Genomic DNA, 26,163 nt, shown 5'->3' on the forward strand with positions numbered 1-26,163 from the left:
TTCTAGTGACAGATTTTTATTTTTTAATCTGTCTACCTTAAAGGGAGCATATCAGTCAAACATGTGCAGCATTTTAACGGTATCTTTCTAAAATAAATTAAGAATTTCTAAATTTTGCTCAAATGCATAGGGCACATTACATAGCATTTTTAAGTTTTGCACAATGGAATTGTAAAAGCCAATATTTGAGAGACTAAGCTGACATAATATAAATTTGGAAAACCCAAAAGAGCTAAGTATGTAGTGGAAAAGTGACTTTTTCTGAAGCGGCTTCACTATATGCTTAGCTCTCTATTTGAGAAACTAATCCTATTTTGTATAACTAATTTAAAATTTACATAGATTCTTATAAATGCCCTAATTATTTTCAGTATTTCAATGTATTTTGTTTTAGTATCGATTTCTAAAATCTACACAAAATTGGGAAAATATATAAAATATAATATAATAGTAAATAGCATGTAAATAAATAAAAGAGGTGGTATTATGCATGTTGTAAATAAAAGAAGACTTAGTATCATAATAATAGATTCCATTATACTTGCTATATGCTTTGTATTATTTGGTATGGATGTATCATTAAAAGTATTAAGTATAGGTAATTTTATATTAGGTACTCTTTTTTTTGTATCTGATAAATTTTATAATTGGTTAACTATAGAAGCAGATGAACAAAAAAGAAGACTTATTGTTATTTCTTTATATCTTGCAAGTTTTTCACTTTAAAAAGTGCTTAGAGCGTTGCAGTTTCGTAATTTTAAGAAAAGATAAAATAATATAATATTATATAATAGATTTTTAGTAGTGGGGAGTATGGACAAAGAAATTTTACATGTTAAAATACTTTTTTAAGTACTTTATTAGATGAAAAATTAGAACCATTGGCAAACAAATTAAATATAAAGATTTTACTAGATTCATTTAAATGCTTATATTATTTATGATATGGGCTCTATTTTTAGATATAAATTAATTTGTTTTTTCAAATTGAATATTTTGATATTCTTTTTCGTCTATTATTATAAATATATTGTCCTCAACTATATTAACATCTCTATAATTTTTATTTTCAATAATTAATTTATAAGATTTGTCTATAATTTTACCTATTCCATAATATAGCTTTCTATTTTCATCTACCTCTATTACACCTTCAATTAATGAATAAGGTATATTATTTGTTTCTCCAAAGTAATCTAAGCTAATATCTGGTGTTACTTCATATGTATACGTATTATTTTTTTTCTCTATTTCAATAATAAATATTGAATCAATTAACTTATTGGTTTCATTTAAATTCCTCGTTGTTTTAAAAAATAAAATAGATTTATTTTCAATGTTTTTTTCTAAAAGTTTAATATTTTTATATTTCTCTTCTTTTGAATGATTAAACTTATCGTTAAGAGCTGCTTCTAATGCTAAATTGTAATCTTGGTATTTATTCCTATTTATTGTACCTTTTTTAAAGAAAAATAGTATTGGTAATGCAATAAGCATTAATATTATAATATATTTATTTCTCTTCATTTATATTTCCCCCGCCTTATTTCCATATATTTAATTTTATTATATTATATGTAATGTTATTATTTAGTGCATATTTTAATAATGCTGTGCTTTTTTGTGATTTTCAAATAATTATAGTCATTTGAACCAGTACAATAGAAGAATGATATATTTATAAAACATAAAAGAGCTAAGTATATAGTAAAATAGCGACTTTTTATTGGAGCGGCTTCACTATATGCTTAGCTCTCCGTTTGAGAAACTAAATTATTTTTGGAGAAATTATAATTTGTAAAATAAGTTGAAAAAACTGAATTTAAATCATTCTTCATAAATACATTTAAAATATTTAAGCTCAAGAGGTAGGGTAGAATCTAATCCTGTTGAAAAGGATCGGTTTCCTATATAATCTTCTCTTTGGAGTAAGTTTTCTTTATGGTAAATGTCATTGAATAACTTAGTACATATGTTTAGAGAATCTTTAACAGCCTTATCGAACATATCTATAAAAGATGATTTATATACTAAAGAGTTATCGCAGGGGTTACACCAGATGTCACCTTTAAGATTTAAATAATCAAGATTGTTATCTATCTTAAGTGGATAAATCATATTACTGATAGAAGGGATTTTTTTAAATAACCTTTTTTTTATTCCCAAAGAGTCCTTTAGTGCCCTCTGAACTCGTATCATGTCTTTAGCAGACTTTACTATTTGTTTTTCAGCAATTTCTATACTGAAAATATTTTTTAGTATATGTTGATACATTTTTCCTATATCATAAGCTTCATGATCTTTTATCCATATAAGAGAATAAGGATTTATTTGAGATGGCTTTTTATGCCACAGCCTATCTAACATGATAAAATCAAGGGTGGTTTCAAAATCCCTGTGATAACATGTATATTTTGGGTTATAAGGCTCATTTGGACGTATAAACCCTGTTCTATAAAAGATATAAGGGTGGGTATTAGAATCAAGGGAATAGTGGCATGCATATCCACATATATAGGCTGTAATTAATTCTTTTAAATCTCCCTTCCCCTTCATATTCATAACCTTTACATCCATAAGATAATCTATAGCATTTTGAAAAAAGGGTGTAACATTACTTTCATGAATAGTGTTGCCGATTTTTCTTAATCCATTATGTCTAGTCCGTAGACTAGGTATATAGTAAAAAAATATATCTGACCCTTGAGTTCCTATATTAAATACCTGTCTGTGTTCTAGAATTATATCCTTTAATTTAGGATTATCTAAAATTTTAATCATCTCATCTCCGCAAAGATAATGTGATAAAAGTCCAGGCATAAGATCACTTCCTCTCTAAAACAATTATAATATTTTGAAATACAATATGTAATATATAGTATATAATATATTACATTCATAGAAATATTAAACACGGTTACATTTTTGAAAAAAGATGTAACCGTTTTTTTATTCTCAAAAATAAAGAGAGAATATTAAGAAAAAGATTAAATAATTTAAAAGATAAGAAAAAGATGTAATATCAAAGATTATTTTTGCTTTATTTAATTTAAATCCTTTTTGAAAATTTTACCGTTATACTAAGTGTAGAACGTTCTAAAAAACACAATTTTTTATGCTAGGAGGTGCAATGTTGGAGGATAAAATACTTATAAAAAAAATACAACATGGCGAAACAGAGCTGATTGAATTACTTATTGAGAAATACTATAGTAATATTTACGCGTTTTGTTATCGCAAAATTAGCAATTCCAACATTGCTTATGATCTAACACAAGAAGTATTCTTACGTCTTGTTCAGTATATCAATACATATGTTGATAAAAATAATTTCAAAAGCTATTTGTTTAAAATTGCAGTAAATATCTGCAATGATTACTATCGAAAAAACAAGGTTTATATGGAAGATATAGATGCCATAAATTATGTTGCTTACACCAATGATAAAATATCAGACTTAGAAACTGCAGATGTAGTGCGTCAAGCACTCAACACCTTGCCGGATATACAAAAGGACGTTATAATTTTGCGTTATTACCATGACATGAAAGTAAGAGAAATTGCTAAAATAGTTGGGATAAGCCTTCCCACAGCAAAATCAAGATTAAAACAAGGGTTAGATAAATTAAAAAAGCAACTCAGAGAGGAGGATTTATTTTGAAAAATAAAAAGATAGAGAAATTATTAAAGAGTTATCAACCACCGGATGTTTCAAATGAACGGATGAGAAGTACAATTTTCCTTGCAAAACAAGAGCTAAGTAAAAAACAATCTTTTTCCAAAGCCTCTTTCATCGAAGTTTTAAGAGAACAGATACAGTATATTTCTCCTGTTGTTTGGATTGCACAGCTCACAGTACTTTGCCTTGCTTCAATTCTCTTATGGTATTTTGGAAATGATGTGAAAGAAACAATTTCTGTTTTCTCTATTCTTTCTATATCGGCCCCAATTGTTGCTTTAATAGGAATACCGGAAATTGCAAAAAGCTTTACCTGTAATATGTGGGAAATAGAGCAGTATTGCAGGTATAATCTACAAAAAATAATGGCTATCAGAATGGTTATTATTGGCGCAACAGATTTACTCAGTATGAGCATTTTGTTTTCTATTTCAGCATTTTATTATGATGGTAATATACTGAGTCTTATTTTGTATGTGATAGTACCCTTTAATATTTCAAGTATTATTTATCTTTTTATATTTAACTGGGTAAAAGGTAAGACTGCAAACTATACTGTTATGGCGATTGGGTTATTTCTGACAGTAGGTTTTTCACAGTTGTCAAAACATCCTAAACTTTATCAATCAACCTCAATATGGATATGGGGTGTACTATTTGTTATTACATCATCGTTACTTATTTGGAAGATAGCTGAAACATTAAATAATATGAAAAACAAGGAGGAATTATTGTGGAACTTACAATAGATAGGCTCACAAAACAATATGGCAGTAAAATTGTTGTTGATAGACTTACAACTACCTTTAGCCCAGGAGTCTATGGATTGCTTGGGGCCAATGGATCAGGGAAAACAACCTTAATGCGATTAATTTGCGATATTCTGGATCCAACTTCTGGTGAGATAAGGCTAAATAATAAGGATATTAAAGAGATGAATGAGGACTACCGAAGTTTGTTAGGCTACCTACCTCAAAATTTTGGATATTATCCCGAATTTACGGCTTATGATTTTCTTATGTATATTTCTTCTCTCAAAGGACTTCCACATGGTGTAGCAAAACGAAAAACCTTTGAGCTTTTAGACATGGTGGGATTAAAAGAAGAAAAAAAGGGTAAGATAAAAACTTTTTCTGGAGGGATGCGTCAAAGGCTTGGTATTGCCCAGGCTATGCTTAATGACCCACAGCTGGTTATACTGGATGAGCCAACAGCAGGGCTTGATCCAAAGGAGCGAGTACGGTTTCGTAATCTAATCAGCTCCTTTTCTAAGGATAAAATTGTTATCCTCTCCACTCATATTGTATCTGATATAGAATATATAGCTGATACAATATTAATGATGAGGCGAGGAACATTAATTCATAAAGGTAGTGTACATACCATTACTTCTGCTATCAAAGGATACGTATGGGAGTGTCAGGTTTCAAAGGAGGAAGCTGATCGTCTTAATGCCATATATTGTGTCAGTAATTTAAAGCATATAGGCGATAATATCAGTCTAAGGATTGTATCTGAAAGTAAGCCCTGTGAAAATTCAATAACCGTAGAGCCTAACATTGAGGACTTATATCTCTATTGCTTTAAGGGGGAAAGTGCACAATGAAAAGTCTTATTAAGTTTGAACTTAAAAAAATATTTCAAAAGCGCTTAACAATTATAGTACTTTTGGGAGCGTTAATTATTAATTTATTTAACTTTTTTGTAAATGGTGTATTACAACAAATGGATGTTTCGCCAGATGCAGAAGAAAAAAATGGATTACAAGCCATTGTGCAGAGGCGGGAACAAGCACAGGCTTTTTCAGGATATCTTACTGAAGAAAGATTAATGGAAATTGTATCTCATGTAAATCAAATACAAAGCAACACTGAAAACGTTCAGGAAGATGATATTGCCACTTTACGTAAGAAGGAGAGAATGCGTCAACAAGGACATTCAGAGGAAGAGATTGCAAAGATAAAGCCTGTTAGCAGCATTAAAACAGATGTTTATTGGAAAGAAATTCATCCATATGAACCCATTTTAAACTTTATAAAACCTGGTTATATTCCAGGTGTTGTTAATGAATTTACAGAGGATGATATAATAGGTATTTATGACAGAAAGACATATCGGAATATTGAATATGCCCAAATACCATCAAATCTATCAATGGCACAGTTTGAAAAATTGCAATCCATGTATTCTAAAATCCAAACACCTTTTTACTATAATTATTATGATGGATGGCGTGAGCTTAATAATGATTTTTCAGGTTTCCTTGTTTGGGGGCTGGGTATAGTCCTTATCATATGCTTAGCACCTGTCTTTTCTGAGGAATACAGTTACGAAACCGATGCTATTATTTTGACGACAAGGTATGGGAAGAGCAAATTAACTACAGCAAAGATAATAAGTTCATTTTTGTTTGCCATTGGAATTTTTGTGGCTTTTGCCCTTTTAAATTTTGCTTTATATGGAGTAACTTATGGCTTTGTAGGAGGAGAATGTCCAATTCAGCTTTCGGCTCCAAATAATACATCACCATATAATATTAACTTTATTCAAATGTTCTTGGTGGTGTTGGGTTTAGGCATAGTTGGTCTGTTGTTCCAAGGGGCAATTACTTTATATATATCATCAAAAATGAAAAGTCCATTTTTAGCTATTATTCTTACTGTTGTACTTTTTTTTCTACCTGCAATTAATTTACCTGAAAAACTTTTTACTATAGAGCTCTATCCTCTGCAAAAGATATTATACTTGTTTCCACTAAACATCATGAATGTACCAACTATAGTTTCTGATGGTTTATTATACAGTTTCTTTGGCAAAGTTTTGACACAGCCTGTAACAATGGTGATAATTGCTATATTATCATCCATGCTATTTATATCACTTTCATGCAGGGCGTTTCGAAGGCATAAAGTGTAAAAGTTAGGTGTATAGTAATACACTTTCCATAGGTGAAAAAACGAAATGAAGAATTCTTTTAGAACAATAATAATATGTATAAATATGAAATTAAATAAGAGCGTGATATCTCTTTTACATGAGGGGAGAATCATGCTTTTTCCTGTTTATTTATGCTTAGAAACTTAAGGAGAATAATGGTGTTTTTTTCGAAAATTCAATTTAAAATTAATATATTGACATTGGATTGGTAATATGATAAAACTACATTGTTATACATGAATATTTCCAAGTCGAAATATGTTTATTCTAAACATATTTGTATAATAAAATATGGTATTGGGGGCAGATAAATGCATGAGAAAATTATCAGATTATCACAAATATCGAAAGATTATGATGGACAAACAGTTTTAGACAATATAGATCTTTATATTTGTCGAAATGAATTTTTAACCCTCTTGGGTCCTAGTGGATGTGGTAAGACCACAACACTTAGAATTATTGGTGGATTTGAAAATCCTACTAGTGGTGAAGTTCTTTTTGAGGGAGAAAATATTACAAACCTTCCTCCATATAAAAGAAAAGTAAATACCGTATTTCAAAAATATGCGCTTTTTACTCATATGAATGTATATGAAAATATTGCATTCGGTCTTAAAATTAAAAAACTCAGCAAAGCGGAGATAGATAAAAAAGTTAAGAAAATGTTGGGGTTGGTTAACCTAACTGGATTTGAGAGAAGATCCATAGATTCCTTAAGTGGGGGTCAACAACAACGTATTGCTATTGCAAGAGCACTGGTAAATGAACCACAGGTCTTGCTTCTTGATGAGCCTTTAGGTGCCCTCGACTTAAAGCTTAGAAAGGATATGCAATTAGAATTGAAAAATATCCAGCAAAGGCTTGGAATAACATTTGTATTTGTAACCCATGACCAAGAAGAAGCCCTTACCATGTCAGATACAATCGTAGTAATGAATGAAGGAAAGATTCAGCAAATAGGAACTCCAGTAGATATATATAATGAACCTAAAAATGCCTTTGTGGCGGATTTTATAGGTGAAAGTAATATAGTAGATGGAGTAATGATTAGAGATTGTTTTGTAGAATTTGCAGGTCATGGATTTGTTTGTGTAGATAAAGGTTTTGAACCAAATGAAAAGATAGATGTGGTTATAAGACCTGAAGATATAAAATTAGTAGATGTAAGTGAAGGGATGATTGAAGGGGAAGTACAATCTGTTATATTTAAGGGTGTGCATTATGAAATGGTCGTTATGGCTGAAGGAATTAAGTGGTTGGTTCATAGCACTACAATGGAACCAATAAACACTAAAGTGGGCATGAAGATAATTCCTTCAGATATTCACATAATGAAAAAGGTGACTAGATAGATGAAAAAAAAATGGATGGCATACCCTTATGTATTGTGGATGATAATCTTCACTATTATACCCCTTGCTTTAGTTTTGTACTACAGTGTAGTAGTAATAGATAGTAACGGAATTCACTTTACGCTTGATAATATAAAAAGAGTATTCGAACCTATATATTTAATGGTTTTTTGGAGGTCTTTAAAACTTGCGGTCGTGAGTACTGTTATCTGCTTAATATTAGGATATCCTATGGCTATGATATTAGCAGGTAAAAATTTAACTAAAAAAAGTACTCTAGTTGTCTTTTTTATTATACCAATGTGGATGAACTTCCTAGCGAGAACATATGCTTGGATGACTTTATTGGAGAAAAATGGTATAATAGCCTCTATTTTTAAATTTTTAGGGTTAAATGCTCCTAACCTTCTATATACAGAAAAGGCTGTTATATTAGGTATGGTGTATAATTTTTTACCTTTTATGGTATTACCTATTTATTCTTCTTTAGTTAAGATGGATAGCGCTGTACTTGAAGCAGCAGAAGATTTAGGTGCACCACCACTTACAGTTTTTAAGAGAGTAATATTTCCATTGAGTCTTCCAGGAGTTTTATCAGGAATTATAATGGTGTTTATGCCTGCATTAACTACCTTTGTAATATCTAAGCTACTTGGTGGAGGTCAATTTACTCTAATTGGAAACTTAATTCAAGAACAATTCCTAACTACAAGGAATTGGGGCTTTGGATCTGCCCTTTCTATCGTGTTAATGCTTATTATGGTATTAGGTATGGGTATTAACTTGAAATATGAGAAAGAAAATGAAGGGGGAGGTTTGTGGTGAAGTCAGCTTTAAAAAAGATATACACAGCTTTGATATTTATATTTTTATATGCTCCCATAGTAGTGCTAATAGTTTTTTCTTTTAACAGTTCTAAATCAAGAGCGAACTGGACGGGCTTTACCTTTGATTGGTATATACAATTGTTTAAGGATCAGCAGATTATGACTTCCCTTTATAATACAATTATGATAGCCCTTATTGCGTCAGTTTGTGCAACCATTATAGGAACTTTTGCAGCACTTGGTATGCAAAGTATGAAGAAATTTACTAGAGCAATGGTAATGAATATAACATATTTGCCTGTATTAAATCCTGATATTGTTACAGGTATATCCTTAATGCTTCTTTTCATATTCACCAATATGCGATTAGGATTCTTTACCATGTTACTTGCACATATAACTATAAATATACCTTATGTAATACTTTCTGTATTACCTAAATTGAAACAATTAGATGGAAGAGTGTATGATGCGGCATTAGACTTGGGGGCAACTCCCATATATGCCTTTATAAAAGTCATAGTACCTCAAATTGCTCCTGGGATATTCACTGGCTTCTTATTAGCCTTTACTATGTCTATAGATGATTTTGTAATAAGTTTCTTTACTACTGGTTCAGGAGTTTCAAATTTATCTATAACCATATGGTCTATGGCAAGAAGAGGTGTTAATCCTAAAATTAACGCACTGTTAAGTATAATGTTTGCCAGCGTTATGTTGTTATTATTGATAGTAAACAATAGAATGTCTAGAGATGGAGGTAGAAAGGAGAAAATAAAATGAAAAGAGGTTTAAAAAATTTAATATTATTATCCTTATCACTGGTTATGATATTAAGTCTTGCAGCTTGTGGAAAAAGTGATAAGGAAGTTTTAAAAGTTTACAACTGGGGAGATTATATTGATAAGTCAGTCGTAGAAAGCTTTGAAAAAGAGAACAATGTAAAAGTTATATATGAAGAATTTGCTACAAATGAGGAAATGTATGCAAAGATAAAAGCTGGATCAGACGACTACGATGTTTTAATCCCTTCAGATTATATGATAAAGAAAATGATAGATGAAGACATGCTTCATAAAATAGATATGAATAATATATCAAATTATGGTTTGATTCAGGAAAGATTTAAGAATTTAGCTTTTGATCCTAAAAATGAGTATTCAGTACCATATATGTGGGGAACAGTAGGAATTCTCTATAATAAAACTATGGTTGAAGAACCTGTAGACAGTTGGAAAATACTATGGAATGAAGAATACAGTAAAAAAATATTTATGCTTGATAGTATTCGTGATTCCATAGGAATTACACAAAAGATGCTAGGTTACTCACTAAATAGTAAGGACCAAAAGGAATTACAAAATGTAAAAGAATCCTTGATAACACAGTTGCCATTGGTTCTTTCTTATGTAGGAGATGAAGTTAAAGATAAAATGATAGGCGGAGAAGCAGCATTAGCTGTGGTTTGGTCAGGAGATGCTATGTACATGAAAAGAGAAAATCCTGATTTAGAATATGCAATTCCAAAAGAAGGTACAAACATTTGGTTTGACTCCATGGTTATACCAAAATCAGGTAAAAATAAGGAGTTAGCGGAAAAGTTCATAAATTACATGTGTAAAACAGATGTAGCTCTTAAAAATGTAGAATTTATAGGATACTCATCACCACAGGATGAAGTAATAAACCAACTTCCAACAGAATTAACTTCAGATAAAAGTGCTTATCCAAATATAGAGGATCTTAAAAATAGTGAGGTATTTGAAGATTTATCCTCATCATTAGAATTATATGATAGAGTTTGGACTGAAGTAAAATCAAAACATTAAAGATAAAAATTGCGATGCAGTTTATGTAAAAATTTGCATCGCAATTTTTCTATAGTATAATAATTTAATATAGGGAGGATGACGAAAAATGATAAATAAAGAAAGATTAATAAACAATTTTTTAGAATACGTTCAAATTGACAGCGAAACTTTAGATGAAGGAAATATGATGAAAAGGCTTATTCAAGATATGGAAAGCTTAGGTATGAAAGTGTGGACAGATAATGCTGGAGAGAAAATAGGTTCTAACGGAAATAACCTATACGGATATCTAGATGGAGAATTAAATTTAGAGCCATTATTGTTTTCAGCTCATATGGATACTGTAAAACCTGGAATAAACGTAAAACCAATAATCAAAGAGGATACTATATATAGCAGTGGAGATACAATACTTGGTGGAGATGACAAATCAGGAATAGCTGGAATAATTGAAGCTATTAGAGTAATAAAAGAAAAAAATCTTCCTCATGGACCTATTGAAGTGGCCTTTACTATATGTGAAGAAGGCGGCTTAAAGGGTTCAAAGAACTTACAGTATGATACTTTAAAATCTAAAAAAGCCTTTGTACTAGACAGCGGTGATAATGTAGGCAAGGTAATAACAAAAGCACCAGCACAGGACAAAATTATAGCAAAGATAAAAGGAAAGGCTGCTCATGCAGGGGTGGCACCAGAAGAAGGAATTAGTGCTATTCAAGTGGCAGCAGAAGCTATTGTCAACATGAAATTGCTTAGAATAGATGAAGAGACTACTGCTAATCTAGGAACTATAAGCGGTGGAAAAGCTACAAATATAGTATGTCCAGAAGTAGAAATCGTAGGGGAAGCTAGAAGCTTAGACAATGATAAATTAAAAGTTCAAACAGAGCATATGGTAGAATGTTTAAATAAAGCTGTAGAAAAATTTGGAGCATCCATTGAACTTGAAGTAGTTCATAACTATGATGCATTTAACATAGAGGAAAGTGATGAAATATTATCCATTACAAGAGAAGCTTGTGAGAGAGCAGGTGTAACTTTTAGGACAGGCTCCAGCGGCGGTGGAAGTGATGCAAATATACTAAATGGTAATGGAATCAAGGCAATAACCTTAGCTACAGGAATGTCTAAGGTTCATACTGTGGACGAGTTTATTACTATAGAAAACTTAGTTAATACAGCAAAACTAACACTTGAAATAATGCTTAGAAAATAAAGTATTATTCCTCATTAAAAAACAGTGATGAAATAAAGAAAGGTATGAATAGCTTAATTAAAGCTTATTCATGCCTTTTTTAATTGCAATGTTTTGTAGTCCTTCATGAAATTTAATTTTTACATTAATTAGAAATTAGGAATCGAAAGTTCAAAGTAAATTCTACAATTTTTATATAAAAGAGCTTCTAACAACTATAATTATAATTTATAGTTTAATAAGTAATCATAATTTTTATTTATAATAAACCTGTGATAAAATTTTACTTGGAAAGGGGACATTTTATAAAAGAGAAATAATTTGTTAGGTTATTATGATGGAGGAATTTCTATGAAAAAATTAATTATAATGTTTCTAAGCTTTTTTAAAATTGGAGCTTTTACTTTTGGTGGAGGATATGCGATGATTCCTTTGATTGAAAAAGAGGTGGTTGAATCAAAAGAATGGATTTCTAAAGAAGAATTTACAGATATACTCGTAATATCTCAAAGTTTCCCAGGGGCATTACCAGTGAATTCTTCATTATTTATAGGGTATAAATTAGGAGGAGTTTTAGGTGCGATTTTTGCTCTGTTAGGAGTAATATTACCTTCTTTTTTAATAATATTAATAATAGCTGTTTTTTTTATGCAATTTAGAGAAAATCCTATAGTGGATAATGTGTTTAAAGGAATCAGTGGAGCTGTACCTGTTTTAGTATTGATTGCGGTAAAGAGCTTATCAAAATCTGTGGAAAAGAAAAAAATCAACATTTTTATAACCATAACATGTGTAATATCAATTACAATTTTTAACTTTCATCCTGTTGGAATGATTTTTCTTTCCGCTATTTATGGAATAGTTTTTTTAAGAAAGCAGGTGGCTTAAAATGGACATGCTTCTAAAATTATTTATGAGCTTTTTTAAAATAGGTGTTTTTGGTTATGGCGGCGGATATGCTATGTTACCTTTAATTGAAAGAGAAATAGTAACATCAAATAATTGGTTAAGTTCTTCTCAGTTTCTAGACATAATAGGTATTTCACAGATGACTCCTGGACCTATATCTATTAATTCTGCTACTTTTGTAGGATATACAATTAGTGGATTTTGGGGAAGTGTTTTTGCAACCCTTGGAGTGGTAGCTTTTCCATTTATTCTAGTGTCAATAGCAACTCATTATGTATTAAGATTTAAAAATTCTTCCCTTATGAAGTCAGCATTAATGGGAATGAGACCAGCTTTAATTGGACTTATAATAAGTGCTTTCTTATCTCTTGCAAAACAATCATATATAGATTTTAAATCTATAATAATAGGAGCCATAATTTTAATTATTAGTTTAAAATCAAAACTTCATCCTATACTTGTAATTGTTGTAGCTGCAATTTTAGGGATAATATTTTATGGGGTATTTTAATAGATTAGAGTATTAGAACTGCTTAGTTATGGAATAGAGTTAATAATTTAATAATAAAGAGTAACGGCATGGGAGATTCTTAATTTTACAAGTAATCACCTATGTCGATTTTTTTAATCTAAGCTTTACATAATTTCACATAATACTACTTGGATATTATTCAAAATTATGCTAAATTAGTAATTGGACTGAAAAAAGGGGGATATTTATGAAAAACAAAAGTAAAAAAGGCTTAAGACAATCTTTATATTCATCGTTTATTCTTGTTGCTATAATAATTACTGGAGCTATGCTTACCTTTGGATTATTAAGCTACTTTTATCAGACAAAAGAATTGACCAACCTAGGAATAAAAGCCTTAGAAAACAAAGTTAATATTGGTATAGAAACAATGAAAATACTTGATGAACAGGTTAAACAAGGGAAATATACATTGGAAGAAGCACAAGAAACCTTTAGAACAATAATGTTAAATCCGAAATCAAGTGATGGAAAGACAAGAGAGGTTAAACCTTCAATAGATTTTGAGGATATAAAAGCATATATGTATGCAATAGATAGTAGTGGATTAGAAGTTATGCATCCTGCTAAGGAAGGGGAAAGCGTAATGGAATTCCAAGATGCTAAAGGAAAATATGTGGCCAAGTCAATAATAGAGGAAGGTAAAAATCCTGTAAACAATGGTGTAATATATTTCATGTGGCAAAACCCTGGTGAAAAGAAACAGAAATCTAAGGTTAATATAGTTAGATATTTTGAGCCTTGGGATTGGTATATAAATGTAGGATGTTATGAGGAAGATTTCTATAAGAGCGCATATAAATTATTTAAAATATCTATTGCTATAATCATAATATTTAGTGCATTAGTTACTATTTTATTAGTATTTATCATAGGTAAAAAAATATTACCTCTTGAAGAAATAATAAGATGTATGAAAGAACTATCCCATGGCAATTTACATATTAGATCACAGTATAATAGGAATGATGAAATAGGATATGTAAGCCAGGTATTCAATCATATGGCAGAGGATATTGAAAATTTAATAAATAAAGTAAAAGATTCATTTAACGGACTGAATGAATTATCTTTAGATCTAACAAACTCTTCAGAGGAACTAAATAGTTCTAGTGGGGAGATAGAAGATGTAATGGGAGAAATAGCTAAAGGATCCACAGAGCAATCCAACCAACTAGCTGATATATCAACCTTTGTTGAAAACCTATCAGAGAGTTTAGATATTGTAGGAAAAAAAATTCATCATATATCTAGTAGCAGTACACAAATAAAATCCTCTGCAGATATAAATGAAGAGAGTTTACAAAAATTAATGCAATCAATTGAAGATATTAAGAAATCTTTTGACGAAGTTATAGAAAAGGTAAATAGTTTTGAAGATAACATGAAGAAAATTAATTTAATAACAGAAGCCATAGACAATATTGCTAAAGAAACCAATCTTTTAGCTTTAAACGCATCAATAGAAGCGGCAAGAGCTGGAGAAGAAGGAAGGGGCTTTGCTGTTGTTGCAGAGGAAATAAGAAAATTAGCAGAGGAAAGTATTCAATCATCAAGGAATATAGATGAAATTACAAGAAATATGACAAAGGATTTTGATGATGTTGTAACCACAACTAGTTCTGCTACATCAATACTAGGAAATCAAGTGGAAACAATTAAAGATTCAATGGTTAACTTTGAGAATATTCTTGAGGAAATTAACTATATACTTCCGTCTATAAGTGATGTTAATGCGACAATAGATAATACCATAGGAAAGAAGGATGAATTGTTACATAAGACTCAAGTGGTAGCTAGCATATCTCAAGAGCTTTCAGCTTCAACAGAAGAAGTAGCAGTTACTGTAGAAGAACAAAATAAATTAGTTAATAAGTTATCTACAATGTCTCAAAGTTTAAACACCACATCTGAGGATATTAATAAATATATAGATAAAATTATAACTGAGTAGATAAAATAAGGATGAATAACTCAAAATTGAGTTATTCATCCTTATTTTCTAAACCTCCCTAATTAGCGTATTACTATAAAAGTTGAAAAGCATACTTGAAAAGTCAATAACTAAAATTTTATTAAATGGTAAAAATAATATAATATAAAGTTTCACGAGTGTATAATTATAATGTGAGTAATATTGATAACCAAGAATATCAATTAAAAAACACAGTGAAAAGGGGTTAACATAATGATAGAAATTAATTCGAAATTAGCTCAAACAATTGTGGATAAGATGATGAAAGTAATACCATATAACATAAATATAATGAATAACAAGGGAGTTATAATTGGAAGCGGGGATAAAAATAGAGTAGGAACCTTACACCAAGGAGCATTGCAAGCTATACAAGAAAATAGAATGATTGAAATTACTGAGGATACGAAATATGCAAAAAAAGGTGTGAACATGCCTATAAAATATGAAGGAATAATCATGGGAGTTATAGGTATAAGTGGTGAAGCTAGCGTTGTAAAGCCATTTGGAGAGTTAGTTAAGATAACAGCGGAACTTTTATTATCGCAGGAAAATGTATCTAATCTACAGAGGATAAAGGATAAGGAAAAAGAGGAATATATATTTAAATGGATATATGGTTATAGTGATTATGCCAAAGAATTTATTGAAAAAGGTAGAATACTCCATATAGATATTTTAATAAAAAGAAGAGCAGTATTAATTCAAAGTAAGAAAAAAATAAAGGATAAAGAAAACTTTTTAAAATATCTATCTTTAGATGAATACCATATAGATTTAGAAGAGAAAAAACTTCTTCTACTTATAAGAGAAGATAGGCTTGAAAAGTTTATGGAAACTATTAAAGAGGAAATAGATTTAAGCGGTTATTATATAGGTATAAGTGAAGAAAAATTAAATATGGGAAGAGCTTTTTATGAAAGCATAGATGCTGCTGAAATTGGGATAAAATTAAATTTAAACAACAATATAATTTATTATGAAAATGTAAGCTACATATTTGCGATTTTAAAATGCAATACTTCTGAGAATATGCTCCAACTTGGAGAAAAATTTTGTTGCCAAGGATACGAGGGAGAGTTAACAAAAACTTTTATGGCTTATTTGGAGTTTAATGGAGAAATGAACAAAATTGCAAAATATTTAAATATACATAGAAATACTTTGAACTATAGAATTGAAAAGATAGAAAATATTACAGGCAAGGATATTAGGAATTATTCGGATTTAATTAATTTATATTTGGCTTATGTGGTCTATATTATGAAGAAGAGCTATTATGCAAATGAACAATAACTATCTATAAATTTTATGTTTAATACCGATGAATTTATAAAGCCAAACGTTTACAATAATATTAAAGATTGAAAGAATGGAGGAATCTAAAATGCAGATAACTGCTTTAGGAGCAATAATCGGATTAATTTTAGCAATTGTATTAATTATTAAAAAGGTTCACCCAGCTTATGGTTTAATGTTAGGGGCCATTGTGGGTGGAATTGTTGGTGGAGCATCCGTTGCTCAAACAGTTGGCTTTATGATAGATGGAACAAAAGGAATTGTTACAGCAATATTGAGAATATTGGCTGCAGGAGTTTTAGCGGGAGTATTAATTGAGTCTGGTGCAGCAGCAAAAATAGCCGAAACAATAGTAGATAAAATAGGGGAATCTAATTCTCTAGTTGCTTTAGCTATTGCTACTATGGTATTAACTTCAGTGGGAGTATTTATTGATGTTTCTGTTATAACTGTTTCAGCCATAGCTTTGGAAATAGCATATAAAGCAAATTTATCAAAGACTTCTATTTTAATGGCTATGATAGGAGGAGGTAAAGCTGGAAACTTAATGTCTCCAAATCCGAATGCTATTGCAGCTTCAGATACTTTTAAGGTTCCATTAACTTCTGTTATGGCAGCAGGAATCATACCAGGTATATTTGGACTTATAGTTACTTGTATAATAGCTAAAAGACTTATAGATAGAGGACCTAAAGTTACAAAAGGTGAGGTTCTTTTAAATAAGGAAGAAAGGCCAAGTTTCTTTGGAGCAATAATTGGGCCTGTAGTGTCCATATTAATTTTAGCTCTAAGACCTATGGCAAATATTAATATCGATCCATTAATAGCCTTGCCAGTAGGCGGAATCGTAGGAGCCTTATGCATGGGAAAAATTAAGAACATAAATCATTACATGCAATCTGGGCTAGCTAAAATGAGTGGAGTAGCAATATTATTAATTGGTACAGGTACTATTTCAGGTATAATTGCAAATTCCAGCCTTAAGGATGTTATAGTAAATGCTTTAAGTTCATCAGGGCTACCAGCATTTGTACTTGCACCTATAGCAGGAATACTTATGTCTGCCGCAACAGCTTCTACAACCTCTGGAACAGCAGTAGGGAGCCAGGTGTTCGGTCCTACAATTTTACAATTAGGAGTAAAAGATTTAAGTGCAGCTGCTATGATTCATTCAGGAGCTACAGTGCTAGACCATTTACCACACGGAAGCTTTTTCCATGCTACTGGAGGGAGTGTAGGTATGGATATGAAGGATAGATTAAAATTAATCCCTTATGAAACATTAGTAGGACTTGTTATGACTATAGTATCAACAATAATATTTGGAGTATTGAAATTTTAACCTTACAAAGGGGAGATATATATGAAATTTGTTATAGCACCAGATTCCTTTAAAGAAAGTATGACAGCGAAAGAAGCAGGAGAGTCAATAAAAAAAGGAATAAAGAATATATTTGAAGATAGCGAATGTATAGTTGTACCTATGGGGGATGGAGGAGAGGGAACTCTTCAATCCCTAGTTGATGCCACTTCAGGAAAATTAATATATTTAGATGCGGTGGGACCCTTAGGTAAAAAAGTTAAAGCATACTATGGAGTATCTGGAGATGGAGAAAGAGCATTCATAGAAATGGCAGTGGCTAGCGGTCTTCAACTTGTATCTAGGAATGAGAGAAATCCTTTAGTGACCACTACTTATGGAACAGGTGAATTGATAAAAGATGCATTAGACAAGGGAGTAAAAAACATATTAGTTTGCATAGGTGGCAGCGCTACTAATGATGGAGGAGCAGGTATGATTCAAGCATTAGGAGCAAAGCTATTAGACAGTGAAGGAAAAGAAATAGGTTTTGGAGGAGGAGAACTCCATAAAATTCAAAAAATAGATTTGTCCTCATTAGATAAAAGAATTGAGGATGTATCTATAGAAGTAGCTTGCGATGTAAATAACCCACTATTAGGGGAAAGAGGAGCATCAAGAATATTTGGTCCTCAAAAGGGAGCAGATAAAGAAACTGTAGAGCTACTAGAAGAAAATATGATTCACTATGCAAAGGTAATAGAAGAAAAACTAGGCATAAAAGTAGATGGCATACCAGGAGGAGGAGCGGCTGGAGGACTTGGAACAGCGTTAATGGCATTCTTAAAAGGTAAATTATACCCTGGAGTAGATTTAGTAATTCAATATACTGATTTGGAAGATAAAATAAAGGGAGCGGACTTTGTAATTACAGGAGAAGGTAGCATAGATAGCCAAACTAATTATGGTAAAACTCCGATTGGAGTATCCAAATTAGCAAAAAAATATGGAATTCCTTCAATAGCTTTTGCAGGCAGAGTTGGAGAGGGAATAGAAGAATTATATGAAAATGGTATAAGTTCCGTTATAGGAATCCTAAGAGAAGCATCTACAATAGAGAAGGCTTTAGAGGATGGAAAATCTAACTTAGAAAAGGCTGCTGAAAATGTGGCTAGAATACTGAAACTTAATAAATAATTACTAAAATTTAAAAATAAAGTAAATAATATTGCTAGGGAATTATAAAAGCTGTACACTTGTATTATATATAAGTGTACAGTGTTTTTTTAGGAGGGATATTATGAAAACTAAAGCTTTTACTTTTAAGGCTATAGATGGGGCAAGAATATTTGTATATCAATGGTTGCCTGATAATATTGAAAATGCAAAGGGTGTAGTTCAGATAGCACATGGCATGGCAGAGCACGCGAAAAGATATGAAAGGTTTGCAAAGGAATTAGTACAAGAAGGTTATATAGTATATGCAAATGACCATAGGGGACATGGAAGGACAGCGGCAAATGAAGATGAAATAGGTTTTTTTGGTGAAGAAAATGGATGGAATCTAGTTTTGAGTGATTTTTATAGGCTATCTATTATAATACAGGAAAAACATAGTGAATTACCGCACTTCGTATTTGGCCACAGTATGGGAAGCTTTATTACTAGAGTTTTTATTCAAAAGTACAATCATAATCTAAAAGGTGTTGTAATTTGTGGTACTGGAATGAAAAATGCACTTGAATTAGATATGGGTAGATTATTGGCAAAGGCACAAGGAAGAATTCATGGCAAGAATAAAAGAAGTATACTAATAGATAAGCTTTCCTTTGGAAAATTTAACTCTAGTTTTCAAGAGAATAGAACTATTTCGGATTGGCTTACTAGAGATGAAAAAGAAGTAGATAAATATATTGAAGATCCTTTATGTGGAAAAGTGCCAACTCATCAGTTTTTCTGCGATTTATTTCAGGGGATAAAAGAGGCTAATGGGAACAAAGTCATCAATAATACTCCTAAGTCTTTGCCTATACTTATGATATCTGGAGATAGTGATCCAGTTGGTGGCAATGGACGAGATGTAATTAAACTATATAATTTATATAGAAAAGCAGGAGTAAAAGATATAAGTCTTAAGCTTTACAAAGATGCTAGACATGAATTGTTGAATGAAATTAATAGAGATGAAATTAGTAGAGATATAATAATGTGGTTAAATAACCATATATAGCTTTACTCATCAAAGTAAACTTAGTATTTTAAAATCAAAGGTATTTATTATTTTAAGTTTTTAAATAAAAAATTAAGGGGGAACTAAATGAACTATGAAATTAAAGGTGGAAATCTTCCAGTAGTAATATGTGAGCTTCAAAGAGGAGAGAGTATGGTTACGGAATCTGGTGGTATGGGATGGATGACGCCTAATATAGATATGAGTACGAATATGGAAGGTGGTTTTTTCGGGGGTATAGCAAGAAAATTTTCTGGAGAATCACTTTTTTTAACAACCTATACATGTACGAATGGGGTAGGGACTATAGCATTCCCTTCATGCTTTCCAGGAAGCATAATAAGCTTTGATCTAATGCATGGAGAAAGTATTATATGCCAGAAAAGATCATTTTTATGTGCAGAAAGAAGCGTCAAATTAGAAGTATTTTTTAGAAAAAAAGCTAGTGTAGGTTTCTTTGGAGGAGAAGGTTTTATAATGCAGAAATTAACTGGACCAGGGAGAGTGTTTTTAGAGATTGATGGAAGCGCTATAAAACATACTTTAAATTCAGGAGAAAAGTTAATGGTTGATACAGGACACGTAGCTATATTAACTCAATCTGTTTCTATGGAAGTAACTACAGTGAAAGGGTTTAAAAATGTATTTTTCGGAGGAGAAGGATTATTTCTTACTGAATTAACTGGACCAGGGGAAGTTTGGCTTCAAACTATGCCAATTCAAAATGTAGCTAGTAGCATAATGCCTTTCATGCCTACTGGTAACAATAAGAGTTAAGGCATCTTCAAAAAATAACTTTCCAGTATGATGATATATTTTGTCCCAGCATTGAGTAGCTATTTTATTTAAGATGTCTAATAAAAAAGCTGAGAATAAGAAAATCTTATTTTCAGCTTTTTTTTATTAATAATCTAGTAATTTTCAGTTGCATATTAATAGATTGGAGTATTAGAATTGGTTAGCCATGGGATAAATTTGACAAAACAGTATAATATAAATATAATCTCTATAATAAAATAAAGAGTAAAGAGTAAAAGAATGGGGGGAATATTCATGAATACAAATTTAGAGAGAATACAAAAGGATATTGAAGCATTAGCTCAATTTACATCTACGCCGGGTGTGGGGACAACCAGGTTTTCCTTTAGCAAAGAAGATAGAGCTGCTAGGGAATATATTAGAAAAGAAATGAGGGAAGCAGGACTTAAAGTATATGAAGATACAGCAGGTACATTAATTGGAAGGCTTGAGGGAGAGAAAAAAGAGCCTGTAATTATGATTGGTTCACATTTTGATTCAGTAAAAAATGGAGGAAATTTTGACGGACAAGCAGGAGTGGTAACGGCTCTAGAAATCGCCAGAGTGTTTAAAGAGAAAAAATTAAAGCCAAAGTATACTGTTGAATTTGTAGCGTTAATTGAAGAAGAGGGAGGAAGATTTGGAGGAGGTCTTTTTGGAAGCCGTGCTATGGTAGGTAAGGTTAAAAGAGAAGATTTAGATAAGTTTAAAGATGAAGATGGAATATCTATATCTGAAGCTATGAAAGACTTTGGATTAAATCCAGATAAAATAGAAGGAGCTATTAGAAAACCAGAAGATATTAAATGCTTTCTAGAATTGCATATAGAGCAGGGACCAATATTAGAAAGTGAAAATAAATCTATTGGAATCGTAGAATACATTGTAGGAATAAGAGAATTTGAAGTAATAATAAAAGGAAGACCAGATCATGCAGGAACTACTCCAATGAATATGAGGGCAGATGCATTAGATGGAGGAAGTAGAATTATAAGCAAGATAAGTAACTTTGCAAAAGAAGTAGGCTTTGGTTCCGTTGCTACTGTGGGGAAACTAAATGTATGGCCTGGTGCTGCGAACATTGTGCCAGAAAGAGTGAATTTTTTAGTAGATATTAGATCGAAAAAATGGGAGTGTATTGAAGAAATTAAAACTAATATTGAAAAAGAAGTAGAAAATGTATGCAAGGATTCAGGATTGGATTATGAAATAATCCATAAAATTCATGTAAAACCTGTGAAGGTTTCTGAGAATATAGTAGAAATTTTAAAAGAAAACTGCGAAAAATTGCAGTTTTCCCAGGAAATAATGTTAAGTGGCGCAGGTCATGATGCCATGGTTATGGGTGAAATAACTGATATAGGTATGATTTTTGTACCAAGTAAGGGAGGAAGAAGTCACTGTCCAGAAGAATGGACTGATTATGAAGCTTTACAAAAAGGCGTTGAATTGTCTTATTATGCAGTAAAAAAATTGTCAGAAGCAAAATGCATGTAAAATTAATAAAAAATCGTATTTAAGAAATTTATAAATGTGCAAACAATAAATATGAAGTATATAATAAATTTTTATTAAATTCCTATTAAATTGATGTAAAATATAATTTATAATAATATACTTGAATGTAGATATTAATTTGTAGAAAGGTAAGACTAGCAATGAGAGAAACATTTGAAGCATTAAGTAAACATTTTAATGGGAATACAGTATCTCAAAAATTTTTTACATCTTTAATACTATTTGTTATTGTGTATTTAATTAACAAGGCTATAGCAAAATACATAGATAAAGCTAACTTTAGCTCAATGAAAACTATAAAGCTAAAAAAAAGTGTGTCTATTTTTATCAAAACAATGTTTGTAGTATTACTTGTGCCAATTTGGTGGGGTGAATCTAAGGATATACTTACTTTTTTAGGTCTTTTTTCTGCTGGTATGGCCTTTGCATTAAGGGATTTAGTATCAAATTTTTTTGGATGGGTCATGATTAACTCCCATAAACCATTCGTAGCTGGTGATAGAATTAAAATAGGAGAAAGTCTTGGAGACGTTCTTGAAATGAATTGGTTTCACACAACAATAATTGAGGTTACTCAAAACAATGATAAAACTTATGGTCAAAGTACTGGTAGGTTGACTTATATTCCAAACTCAAAGTTTATTTTGGGTGAGGTTGTAAATGAAACGAGTACTTTCCCTTATACTTGGAACGAAATACAAATAAGTTTGAAAAATAATAGTAATTGGAAGAAAGCTAAGGATATTATAATGGAGGTTGCTTCAAAGGAATTGGGTAACGTTGAGGAAGAAGTAAAGGAATGTTTAGACGTTGCAGCAAAAACCTATCCAATTTATTATCAAAATCTTTCTCATATAGTTTACACTTCCATGGGAGAAGGAAAAATAATACTTACATTAAGATTCATATGCCGTTCAAGAAACTATAGAAACTTAGAACATAGTATAACAGAAGCGGTTTTAAGTGAATTTGAGGAATATGAGGATATTTACTTATTATAAATTAATTATAGGCTAAAGTTAATAAATAAGATTTAAGAATAAATAATATAAGAATCCACCTGTTTTATGTTTTACAGGTGGATTCTTTTTTGTTTATTATTAATTGTTTATTGGCCGAACTATGGCTTTGGCTTTGCTTGGTTTTGTTGCTGATTTTGCTGTTGATTCTGTTGTTGAGCCTGTTGATTTTGCTGTTGGCCTTGTTGAGCACCTTGTTGCATATTCTGCTGAGCATTTGGCATCATGCTACTAATCATCTGCGGTATTTTATCCATGATTTGATTAGCATTAGTTTTTTGAGTTACAGGCAACATAGATACATTATCTTTGTCGATAACTACAATAGCATCTGTGCTTATTTTAGCACCTAATCCAACACCTGGAGTTTTGCTTTCATTGCTTCCTGATCTCATAGAATTTGTTCCACTACCGTAACCTAAAGTAACAGAAACTATAGGAACTAAGGTCTTATTTTCTACAGTTAAAGGAGATCCCATAACAGAATTTTGTTTAGCAAAATCTTGCACCTCAGTAAAAAGTGTATCCATATTTTCATTAAAAGATGTATTATTCATATTCATATCCTCCCTTAGTTTTTTTAGAATATAATTTATTTGAACTATAAAAATATTGTATTATTGCAGAAAGAGCGTTAACTTTTATCAATCCCTTTATATTAAAAAAAGAATCTTCAGCCATAAAATCTGCATTATGATACAATTCATCAATATTTAAATACTGGGAGATAAAGCTTATAAATCCATATATCATTCCTGTAATAGATGGATCATTAAATCCATAAGAAGTTTCCATAACAATATAATCAGGTTTAATTCTTCTTATAAGATTTATGTTATGATTCATTCCGCCATTTACATTCTTTAAAGGTCTATCTAATATTTTCTTATTAAATAAATATAAATTTAATATTTTACATCCATCATTATTTTTTATATTTCCTTTCACTAAGGATTTTGCCCATGAAAAAATTAAGTTATATTCAAATATTTCATAAGAATTAACTCCAACAGCAATATTAATTGGAAATATAGCAAGAAGTAAAATAAACAAAACTATTATCAATAGCAAAATTAATAAAATATACATAATAAGCATCTCCTCAATAAATAGTTTGCTACAATACTTATTAAATATTTGTTGATAATAATAGATTTAAATGAAGGATATAACAATTTATTTATCTAAATATCTTTAGAAAACAATTTATGGGTACAACAAATAAAAAATGCTATACAATGCTTCTTATGCTGTCTCGCTTCAATAAGAACTTCTTTTCTAGATCTTGTTCAAATGCATAGGGCACATTACATATCATTTTTAAAATTTAGCAAAATAAATAAGTGTTTACTACAATTGTGAAAACAATTTATCACAATATATATTTGAAAATACATCTGTAAAATATAAAGAAACTAAGTATATAGTGGGAGGAGCACCTTTTTTCGAAGTGACGTCATTATGTACTTAGTTCCCTTTTGGGTACCTGGTTAATTTTATAAAAATTTATTTTTGAAAATATAACTATAGAATCATATCTGTAATATCTTCTGTTGTTTCTTCATTTATATTATAGAGTTTAATTTTAGTTTCGCTTTCATCATCTGTTAAATAAAGTATAAGATAAAGTTCTTTAGAATCTTTAATATTCTCATCAAAATTGTAGTAAGTTCCAACTCTTAAAGGGCCAAATATATTTTTATCATGGATGGTCATATCTTTAGAAGAGTCATTGAAATTTTTTATTTTTAAGAACCCTTTCCCGTTGTAATCATATGAAGTGTAAATCATAAATTCATTTCTACCAATTCTTAAATAATCTATATCTGGGATTTGTCCATTTTTATCTTTATTAAATTCTATAGTATCTATGATTTTTTTAGGTTCATCTCCTAAAGCGTTAGCATAAAATATGTCAAGTTTGTCTGTAGTGCTATCCTTTAAAGTAAAACCTATAAGTTTTTGGCTTTTAAAGTCATTTTCAACATTTACTACATTTTCAATTATAGGCTTATTTAAAAGTGATTTTTTATATGAAGTTTTAAAGGAATATAAGTTTAGCTTTCCTTTTTTAGGAGCTATATATAATATCTCATTTTCTGTATATGAAACGGGTTTTATTATAGGAGAAGATCCTAAATAAACTGTAGAAAAATTAGAAGAATCATTATATCCAAATAAATTATTTAAACCACTATAAAAATTGTAATTGTATATATTACTATGTCCTTCTTTAGAAAAGGCGATACTATATTCCACAGTAACATGGGTGGAATCTTTGAAATTTAGAATTTCTTTTTCAAGATGATGATTATCCTTTAAGTATTCAGCTTTTGTTTTTTGTTGATATGGAAAAGTAATATAACCTTTAGGAGTAAAAGCAATAATCTGAGGCTGATTCAATGTATATGGTAGAGTTACATGGTTATTTAAATATTTATGGGACTCAAACTTACCAATATGTCCAACCTCTCCTTTTTCAACATCTAAATAATGAAGATTTGAATATTCATCATCCCCTTCTCTTGTACTACTAAGTATAATCAAAATAGGATTTTCAGCATATTTTATAAACTGCATGTCTTTTATAGTCCCAAACTTTTTAGATTCTATATTAAAAGTAGGAGCGTTATATTTAGGAACTTCATAACTATTTTCATAAAAATAAGCACCTGTAGTAATTAAAAGCATAATTCCAGTTAAAACAAACATATAAAATTTCTTCATAATTATTCCTCCAAAATATGGTACAATTATATTATAGTATATAATTGGAATT

At 30.4% G+C, this 26,163-nt stretch carries 25 protein-coding genes; 20 read left to right on the forward strand and 5 right to left on the reverse strand.

Going from position 1 to position 26,163, the window contains the following annotated elements; all coding sequences use genetic code 11:
• Positions 1-486: 486 nt before the first annotated feature.
• Positions 487-726, forward strand: a complete 240-nt coding sequence (locus RYO54_RS14650; RefSeq protein WP_315120297.1) for a hypothetical protein — start codon at positions 487-489, stop codon at positions 724-726.
• A 243-nt stretch (positions 727-969) separates the two neighbouring features.
• Here the strand turns inward: RYO54_RS14650 and RYO54_RS14655 are convergent, their stop codons facing one another.
• Positions 970-1,527: a hypothetical protein gene (locus RYO54_RS14655; protein ID WP_315120300.1), complete on the reverse strand. Its 558-nt coding sequence runs from the start codon at positions 1,525-1,527 to the stop codon at positions 970-972.
• Positions 1,528-1,827: 300 nt separating this feature from the next.
• Positions 1,828-2,820, reverse strand: a complete 993-nt coding sequence (locus RYO54_RS14660; protein WP_315120303.1) for a zinc dependent phospholipase C family protein — start codon at positions 2,818-2,820, stop codon at positions 1,828-1,830.
• A gap of 313 nt (positions 2,821-3,133) precedes the next feature.
• Between RYO54_RS14660 and RYO54_RS14665 the strand changes: the two genes are divergently transcribed.
• The 19 genes from RYO54_RS14665 to RYO54_RS14755 all read left to right on the forward strand — a co-directional run bounded on the left by RYO54_RS14665 (position 3,134) and on the right by RYO54_RS14755 (position 23,366).
• The gene (locus RYO54_RS14665) at positions 3,134-3,661 is read left to right on the forward strand and encodes an RNA polymerase sigma factor (protein ID WP_315120306.1); all 528 of its coding nucleotides are present in this window, start codon (positions 3,134-3,136) and stop codon (positions 3,659-3,661) included.
• Positions 3,658-4,428: a hypothetical protein gene (locus tag RYO54_RS14670; RefSeq protein ID WP_315120309.1), complete on the forward strand. Its 771-nt coding sequence runs from the start codon at positions 3,658-3,660 to the stop codon at positions 4,426-4,428. The genes RYO54_RS14665 and RYO54_RS14670 overlap by 4 nt, the downstream gene beginning before the upstream one ends.
• Positions 4,413-5,285: an ABC transporter ATP-binding protein gene (locus RYO54_RS14675; RefSeq protein ID WP_315120311.1), complete on the forward strand. Its 873-nt coding sequence runs from the start codon at positions 4,413-4,415 to the stop codon at positions 5,283-5,285. Before RYO54_RS14670 ends, RYO54_RS14675 begins: the two co-directional genes overlap by 16 nt.
• The gene (locus tag RYO54_RS14680; RefSeq protein ID WP_315120313.1) at positions 5,282-6,595 is read left to right on the forward strand and encodes a hypothetical protein; all 1,314 of its coding nucleotides are present in this window, start codon (positions 5,282-5,284) and stop codon (positions 6,593-6,595) included. Before RYO54_RS14675 ends, RYO54_RS14680 begins: the two co-directional genes overlap by 4 nt.
• 332 nt (positions 6,596-6,927) lie before the next feature.
• Entirely contained in the window at positions 6,928-7,971 is a 1,044-nt protein-coding gene (potA, locus tag RYO54_RS14685; protein WP_315120315.1) for a spermidine/putrescine ABC transporter ATP-binding protein, read from the forward strand.
• The gene (locus RYO54_RS14690) at positions 7,972-8,796 is read left to right on the forward strand and encodes an ABC transporter permease (protein WP_315120317.1); all 825 of its coding nucleotides are present in this window, start codon (positions 7,972-7,974) and stop codon (positions 8,794-8,796) included.
• Positions 8,790-9,581 (forward strand): ABC transporter permease, encoded by a 792-nt coding sequence (locus RYO54_RS14695; RefSeq protein WP_315120319.1) that lies wholly within the window; start codon positions 8,790-8,792, stop codon positions 9,579-9,581. Before RYO54_RS14690 ends, RYO54_RS14695 begins: the two co-directional genes overlap by 7 nt.
• On the forward strand, positions 9,578-10,627 hold the full coding sequence (locus RYO54_RS14700) for an ABC transporter substrate-binding protein (protein WP_315120321.1): 1,050 nt from the start codon (positions 9,578-9,580) through the stop codon (positions 10,625-10,627). Before RYO54_RS14695 ends, RYO54_RS14700 begins: the two co-directional genes overlap by 4 nt.
• Positions 10,628-10,715: 88 nt before the next feature.
• Entirely contained in the window at positions 10,716-11,825 is a 1,110-nt protein-coding gene (locus RYO54_RS14705; protein ID WP_315120324.1) for a M20/M25/M40 family metallo-hydrolase, read from the forward strand.
• A 330-nt stretch (positions 11,826-12,155) separates the two neighbouring features.
• Positions 12,156-12,692: a chromate transporter gene (locus tag RYO54_RS14710; RefSeq protein WP_315120325.1), complete on the forward strand. Its 537-nt coding sequence runs from the start codon at positions 12,156-12,158 to the stop codon at positions 12,690-12,692.
• A 1-nt stretch (position 12,693) separates the two neighbouring features.
• Positions 12,694-13,224 (forward strand): chromate transporter, encoded by a 531-nt coding sequence (locus RYO54_RS14715; protein WP_216440443.1) that lies wholly within the window; start codon positions 12,694-12,696, stop codon positions 13,222-13,224.
• Positions 13,225-13,432: 208 nt separating this feature from the next.
• Positions 13,433-15,199 carry a cache domain-containing protein gene (locus tag RYO54_RS14720; protein ID WP_315120330.1) on the forward strand — a complete coding sequence of 589 codons (1,767 nt, stop codon included), beginning with the start codon at positions 13,433-13,435 and terminating at the stop codon, positions 15,197-15,199.
• Between the two features lie 234 nt (positions 15,200-15,433).
• Entirely contained in the window at positions 15,434-16,516 is a 1,083-nt protein-coding gene (locus RYO54_RS14725) for a sugar diacid recognition domain-containing protein (RefSeq protein WP_315120332.1), read from the forward strand.
• Positions 16,517-16,607: 91 nt separating this feature from the next.
• Complete coding sequence (locus tag RYO54_RS14730) at positions 16,608-17,861, forward strand: GntP family permease (RefSeq protein WP_315120334.1); 1,254 nt, start codon at positions 16,608-16,610, stop codon at positions 17,859-17,861.
• Positions 17,862-17,882: 21 nt separating this feature from the next.
• On the forward strand, positions 17,883-19,016 hold the full coding sequence (locus RYO54_RS14735; protein ID WP_315120336.1) for a glycerate kinase: 1,134 nt from the start codon (positions 17,883-17,885) through the stop codon (positions 19,014-19,016).
• A gap of 103 nt (positions 19,017-19,119) precedes the next feature.
• Complete coding sequence (locus RYO54_RS14740) at positions 19,120-20,049, forward strand: alpha/beta hydrolase (RefSeq protein ID WP_315120339.1); 930 nt, start codon at positions 19,120-19,122, stop codon at positions 20,047-20,049.
• An 87-nt stretch (positions 20,050-20,136) separates the two neighbouring features.
• Positions 20,137-20,826 (forward strand): TIGR00266 family protein, encoded by a 690-nt coding sequence (locus RYO54_RS14745; protein ID WP_315120342.1) that lies wholly within the window; start codon positions 20,137-20,139, stop codon positions 20,824-20,826.
• Positions 20,827-21,102: 276 nt separating this feature from the next.
• Positions 21,103-22,344, forward strand: a complete 1,242-nt coding sequence (locus RYO54_RS14750) for a Zn-dependent hydrolase (protein ID WP_315120344.1) — start codon at positions 21,103-21,105, stop codon at positions 22,342-22,344.
• Between the two features lie 161 nt (positions 22,345-22,505).
• The gene (locus tag RYO54_RS14755; protein ID WP_315120346.1) at positions 22,506-23,366 is read left to right on the forward strand and encodes a mechanosensitive ion channel family protein; all 861 of its coding nucleotides are present in this window, start codon (positions 22,506-22,508) and stop codon (positions 23,364-23,366) included.
• Between the two features lie 119 nt (positions 23,367-23,485).
• Here the strand turns inward: RYO54_RS14755 and RYO54_RS14760 are convergent, their stop codons facing one another.
• The 3 genes from RYO54_RS14760 to RYO54_RS14770 form a co-directional block, all read right to left on the reverse strand.
• A complete protein-coding gene (locus RYO54_RS14760) occupies positions 23,486-23,941 on the reverse strand; it encodes a spore germination protein GerW family protein (protein WP_315120349.1) in 456 nt (151 codons plus the stop codon).
• Positions 23,934-24,473: a DUF2953 domain-containing protein gene (locus RYO54_RS14765; RefSeq protein WP_315120352.1), complete on the reverse strand. Its 540-nt coding sequence runs from the start codon at positions 24,471-24,473 to the stop codon at positions 23,934-23,936. The genes RYO54_RS14760 and RYO54_RS14765 overlap by 8 nt, the downstream gene beginning before the upstream one ends.
• A gap of 435 nt (positions 24,474-24,908) precedes the next feature.
• Positions 24,909-26,111 carry a hypothetical protein gene (locus RYO54_RS14770; RefSeq protein WP_315120355.1) on the reverse strand — a complete coding sequence of 401 codons (1,203 nt, stop codon included), beginning with the start codon at positions 26,109-26,111 and terminating at the stop codon, positions 24,909-24,911.
• Positions 26,112-26,163: the final 52 nt, after the last annotated feature.

The sequence above is a fragment of the uncultured Clostridium sp. genome (assembly GCF_963515715.1).
In the GTDB taxonomy this organism is placed as follows: Bacteria; Bacillota; Clostridia; order Clostridiales; family Clostridiaceae; genus Clostridium_AW.

Coding starts and splice junctions, on each gene's coding strand:
- RYO54_RS14650 (WP_315120297.1), top strand. CDS start 487: ATGCATGTTGTAAATAAAAGAAGACTTAGTATCATAATAATAGATTCC.
- RYO54_RS14655 (WP_315120300.1), bottom strand. CDS start 1,527: ATGAAGAGAAATAAATATATTATAATATTAATGCTTATTGCATTACCA.
- RYO54_RS14660 (WP_315120303.1), bottom strand. CDS start 2,820: ATGCCTGGACTTTTATCACATTATCTTTGCGGAGATGAGATGATTAAA.
- RYO54_RS14680 (WP_315120313.1), top strand. CDS start 5,282: ATGAAAAGTCTTATTAAGTTTGAACTTAAAAAAATATTTCAAAAGCGC.
- potA (WP_315120315.1), top strand. CDS start 6,928: ATGCATGAGAAAATTATCAGATTATCACAAATATCGAAAGATTATGAT.
- RYO54_RS14690 (WP_315120317.1), top strand. CDS start 7,972: ATGAAAAAAAAATGGATGGCATACCCTTATGTATTGTGGATGATAATC.
- RYO54_RS14700 (WP_315120321.1), top strand. CDS start 9,578: ATGAAAAGAGGTTTAAAAAATTTAATATTATTATCCTTATCACTGGTT.
- RYO54_RS14705 (WP_315120324.1), top strand. CDS start 10,716: ATGATAAATAAAGAAAGATTAATAAACAATTTTTTAGAATACGTTCAA.
- RYO54_RS14710 (WP_315120325.1), top strand. CDS start 12,156: ATGAAAAAATTAATTATAATGTTTCTAAGCTTTTTTAAAATTGGAGCT.
- RYO54_RS14715 (WP_216440443.1), top strand. CDS start 12,694: ATGGACATGCTTCTAAAATTATTTATGAGCTTTTTTAAAATAGGTGTT.
- RYO54_RS14720 (WP_315120330.1), top strand. CDS start 13,433: ATGAAAAACAAAAGTAAAAAAGGCTTAAGACAATCTTTATATTCATCG.
- RYO54_RS14725 (WP_315120332.1), top strand. CDS start 15,434: ATGATAGAAATTAATTCGAAATTAGCTCAAACAATTGTGGATAAGATG.
- RYO54_RS14730 (WP_315120334.1), top strand. CDS start 16,608: ATGCAGATAACTGCTTTAGGAGCAATAATCGGATTAATTTTAGCAATT.
- RYO54_RS14735 (WP_315120336.1), top strand. CDS start 17,883: ATGAAATTTGTTATAGCACCAGATTCCTTTAAAGAAAGTATGACAGCG.
- RYO54_RS14740 (WP_315120339.1), top strand. CDS start 19,120: ATGAAAACTAAAGCTTTTACTTTTAAGGCTATAGATGGGGCAAGAATA.
- RYO54_RS14745 (WP_315120342.1), top strand. CDS start 20,137: ATGAACTATGAAATTAAAGGTGGAAATCTTCCAGTAGTAATATGTGAG.
- RYO54_RS14750 (WP_315120344.1), top strand. CDS start 21,103: ATGAATACAAATTTAGAGAGAATACAAAAGGATATTGAAGCATTAGCT.
- RYO54_RS14755 (WP_315120346.1), top strand. CDS start 22,506: ATGAGAGAAACATTTGAAGCATTAAGTAAACATTTTAATGGGAATACA.
- RYO54_RS14760 (WP_315120349.1), bottom strand. CDS start 23,941: ATGAATAATACATCTTTTAATGAAAATATGGATACACTTTTTACTGAG.
- RYO54_RS14765 (WP_315120352.1), bottom strand. CDS start 24,473: ATGTATATTTTATTAATTTTGCTATTGATAATAGTTTTGTTTATTTTA.
- RYO54_RS14770 (WP_315120355.1), bottom strand. CDS start 26,111: ATGAAGAAATTTTATATGTTTGTTTTAACTGGAATTATGCTTTTAATT.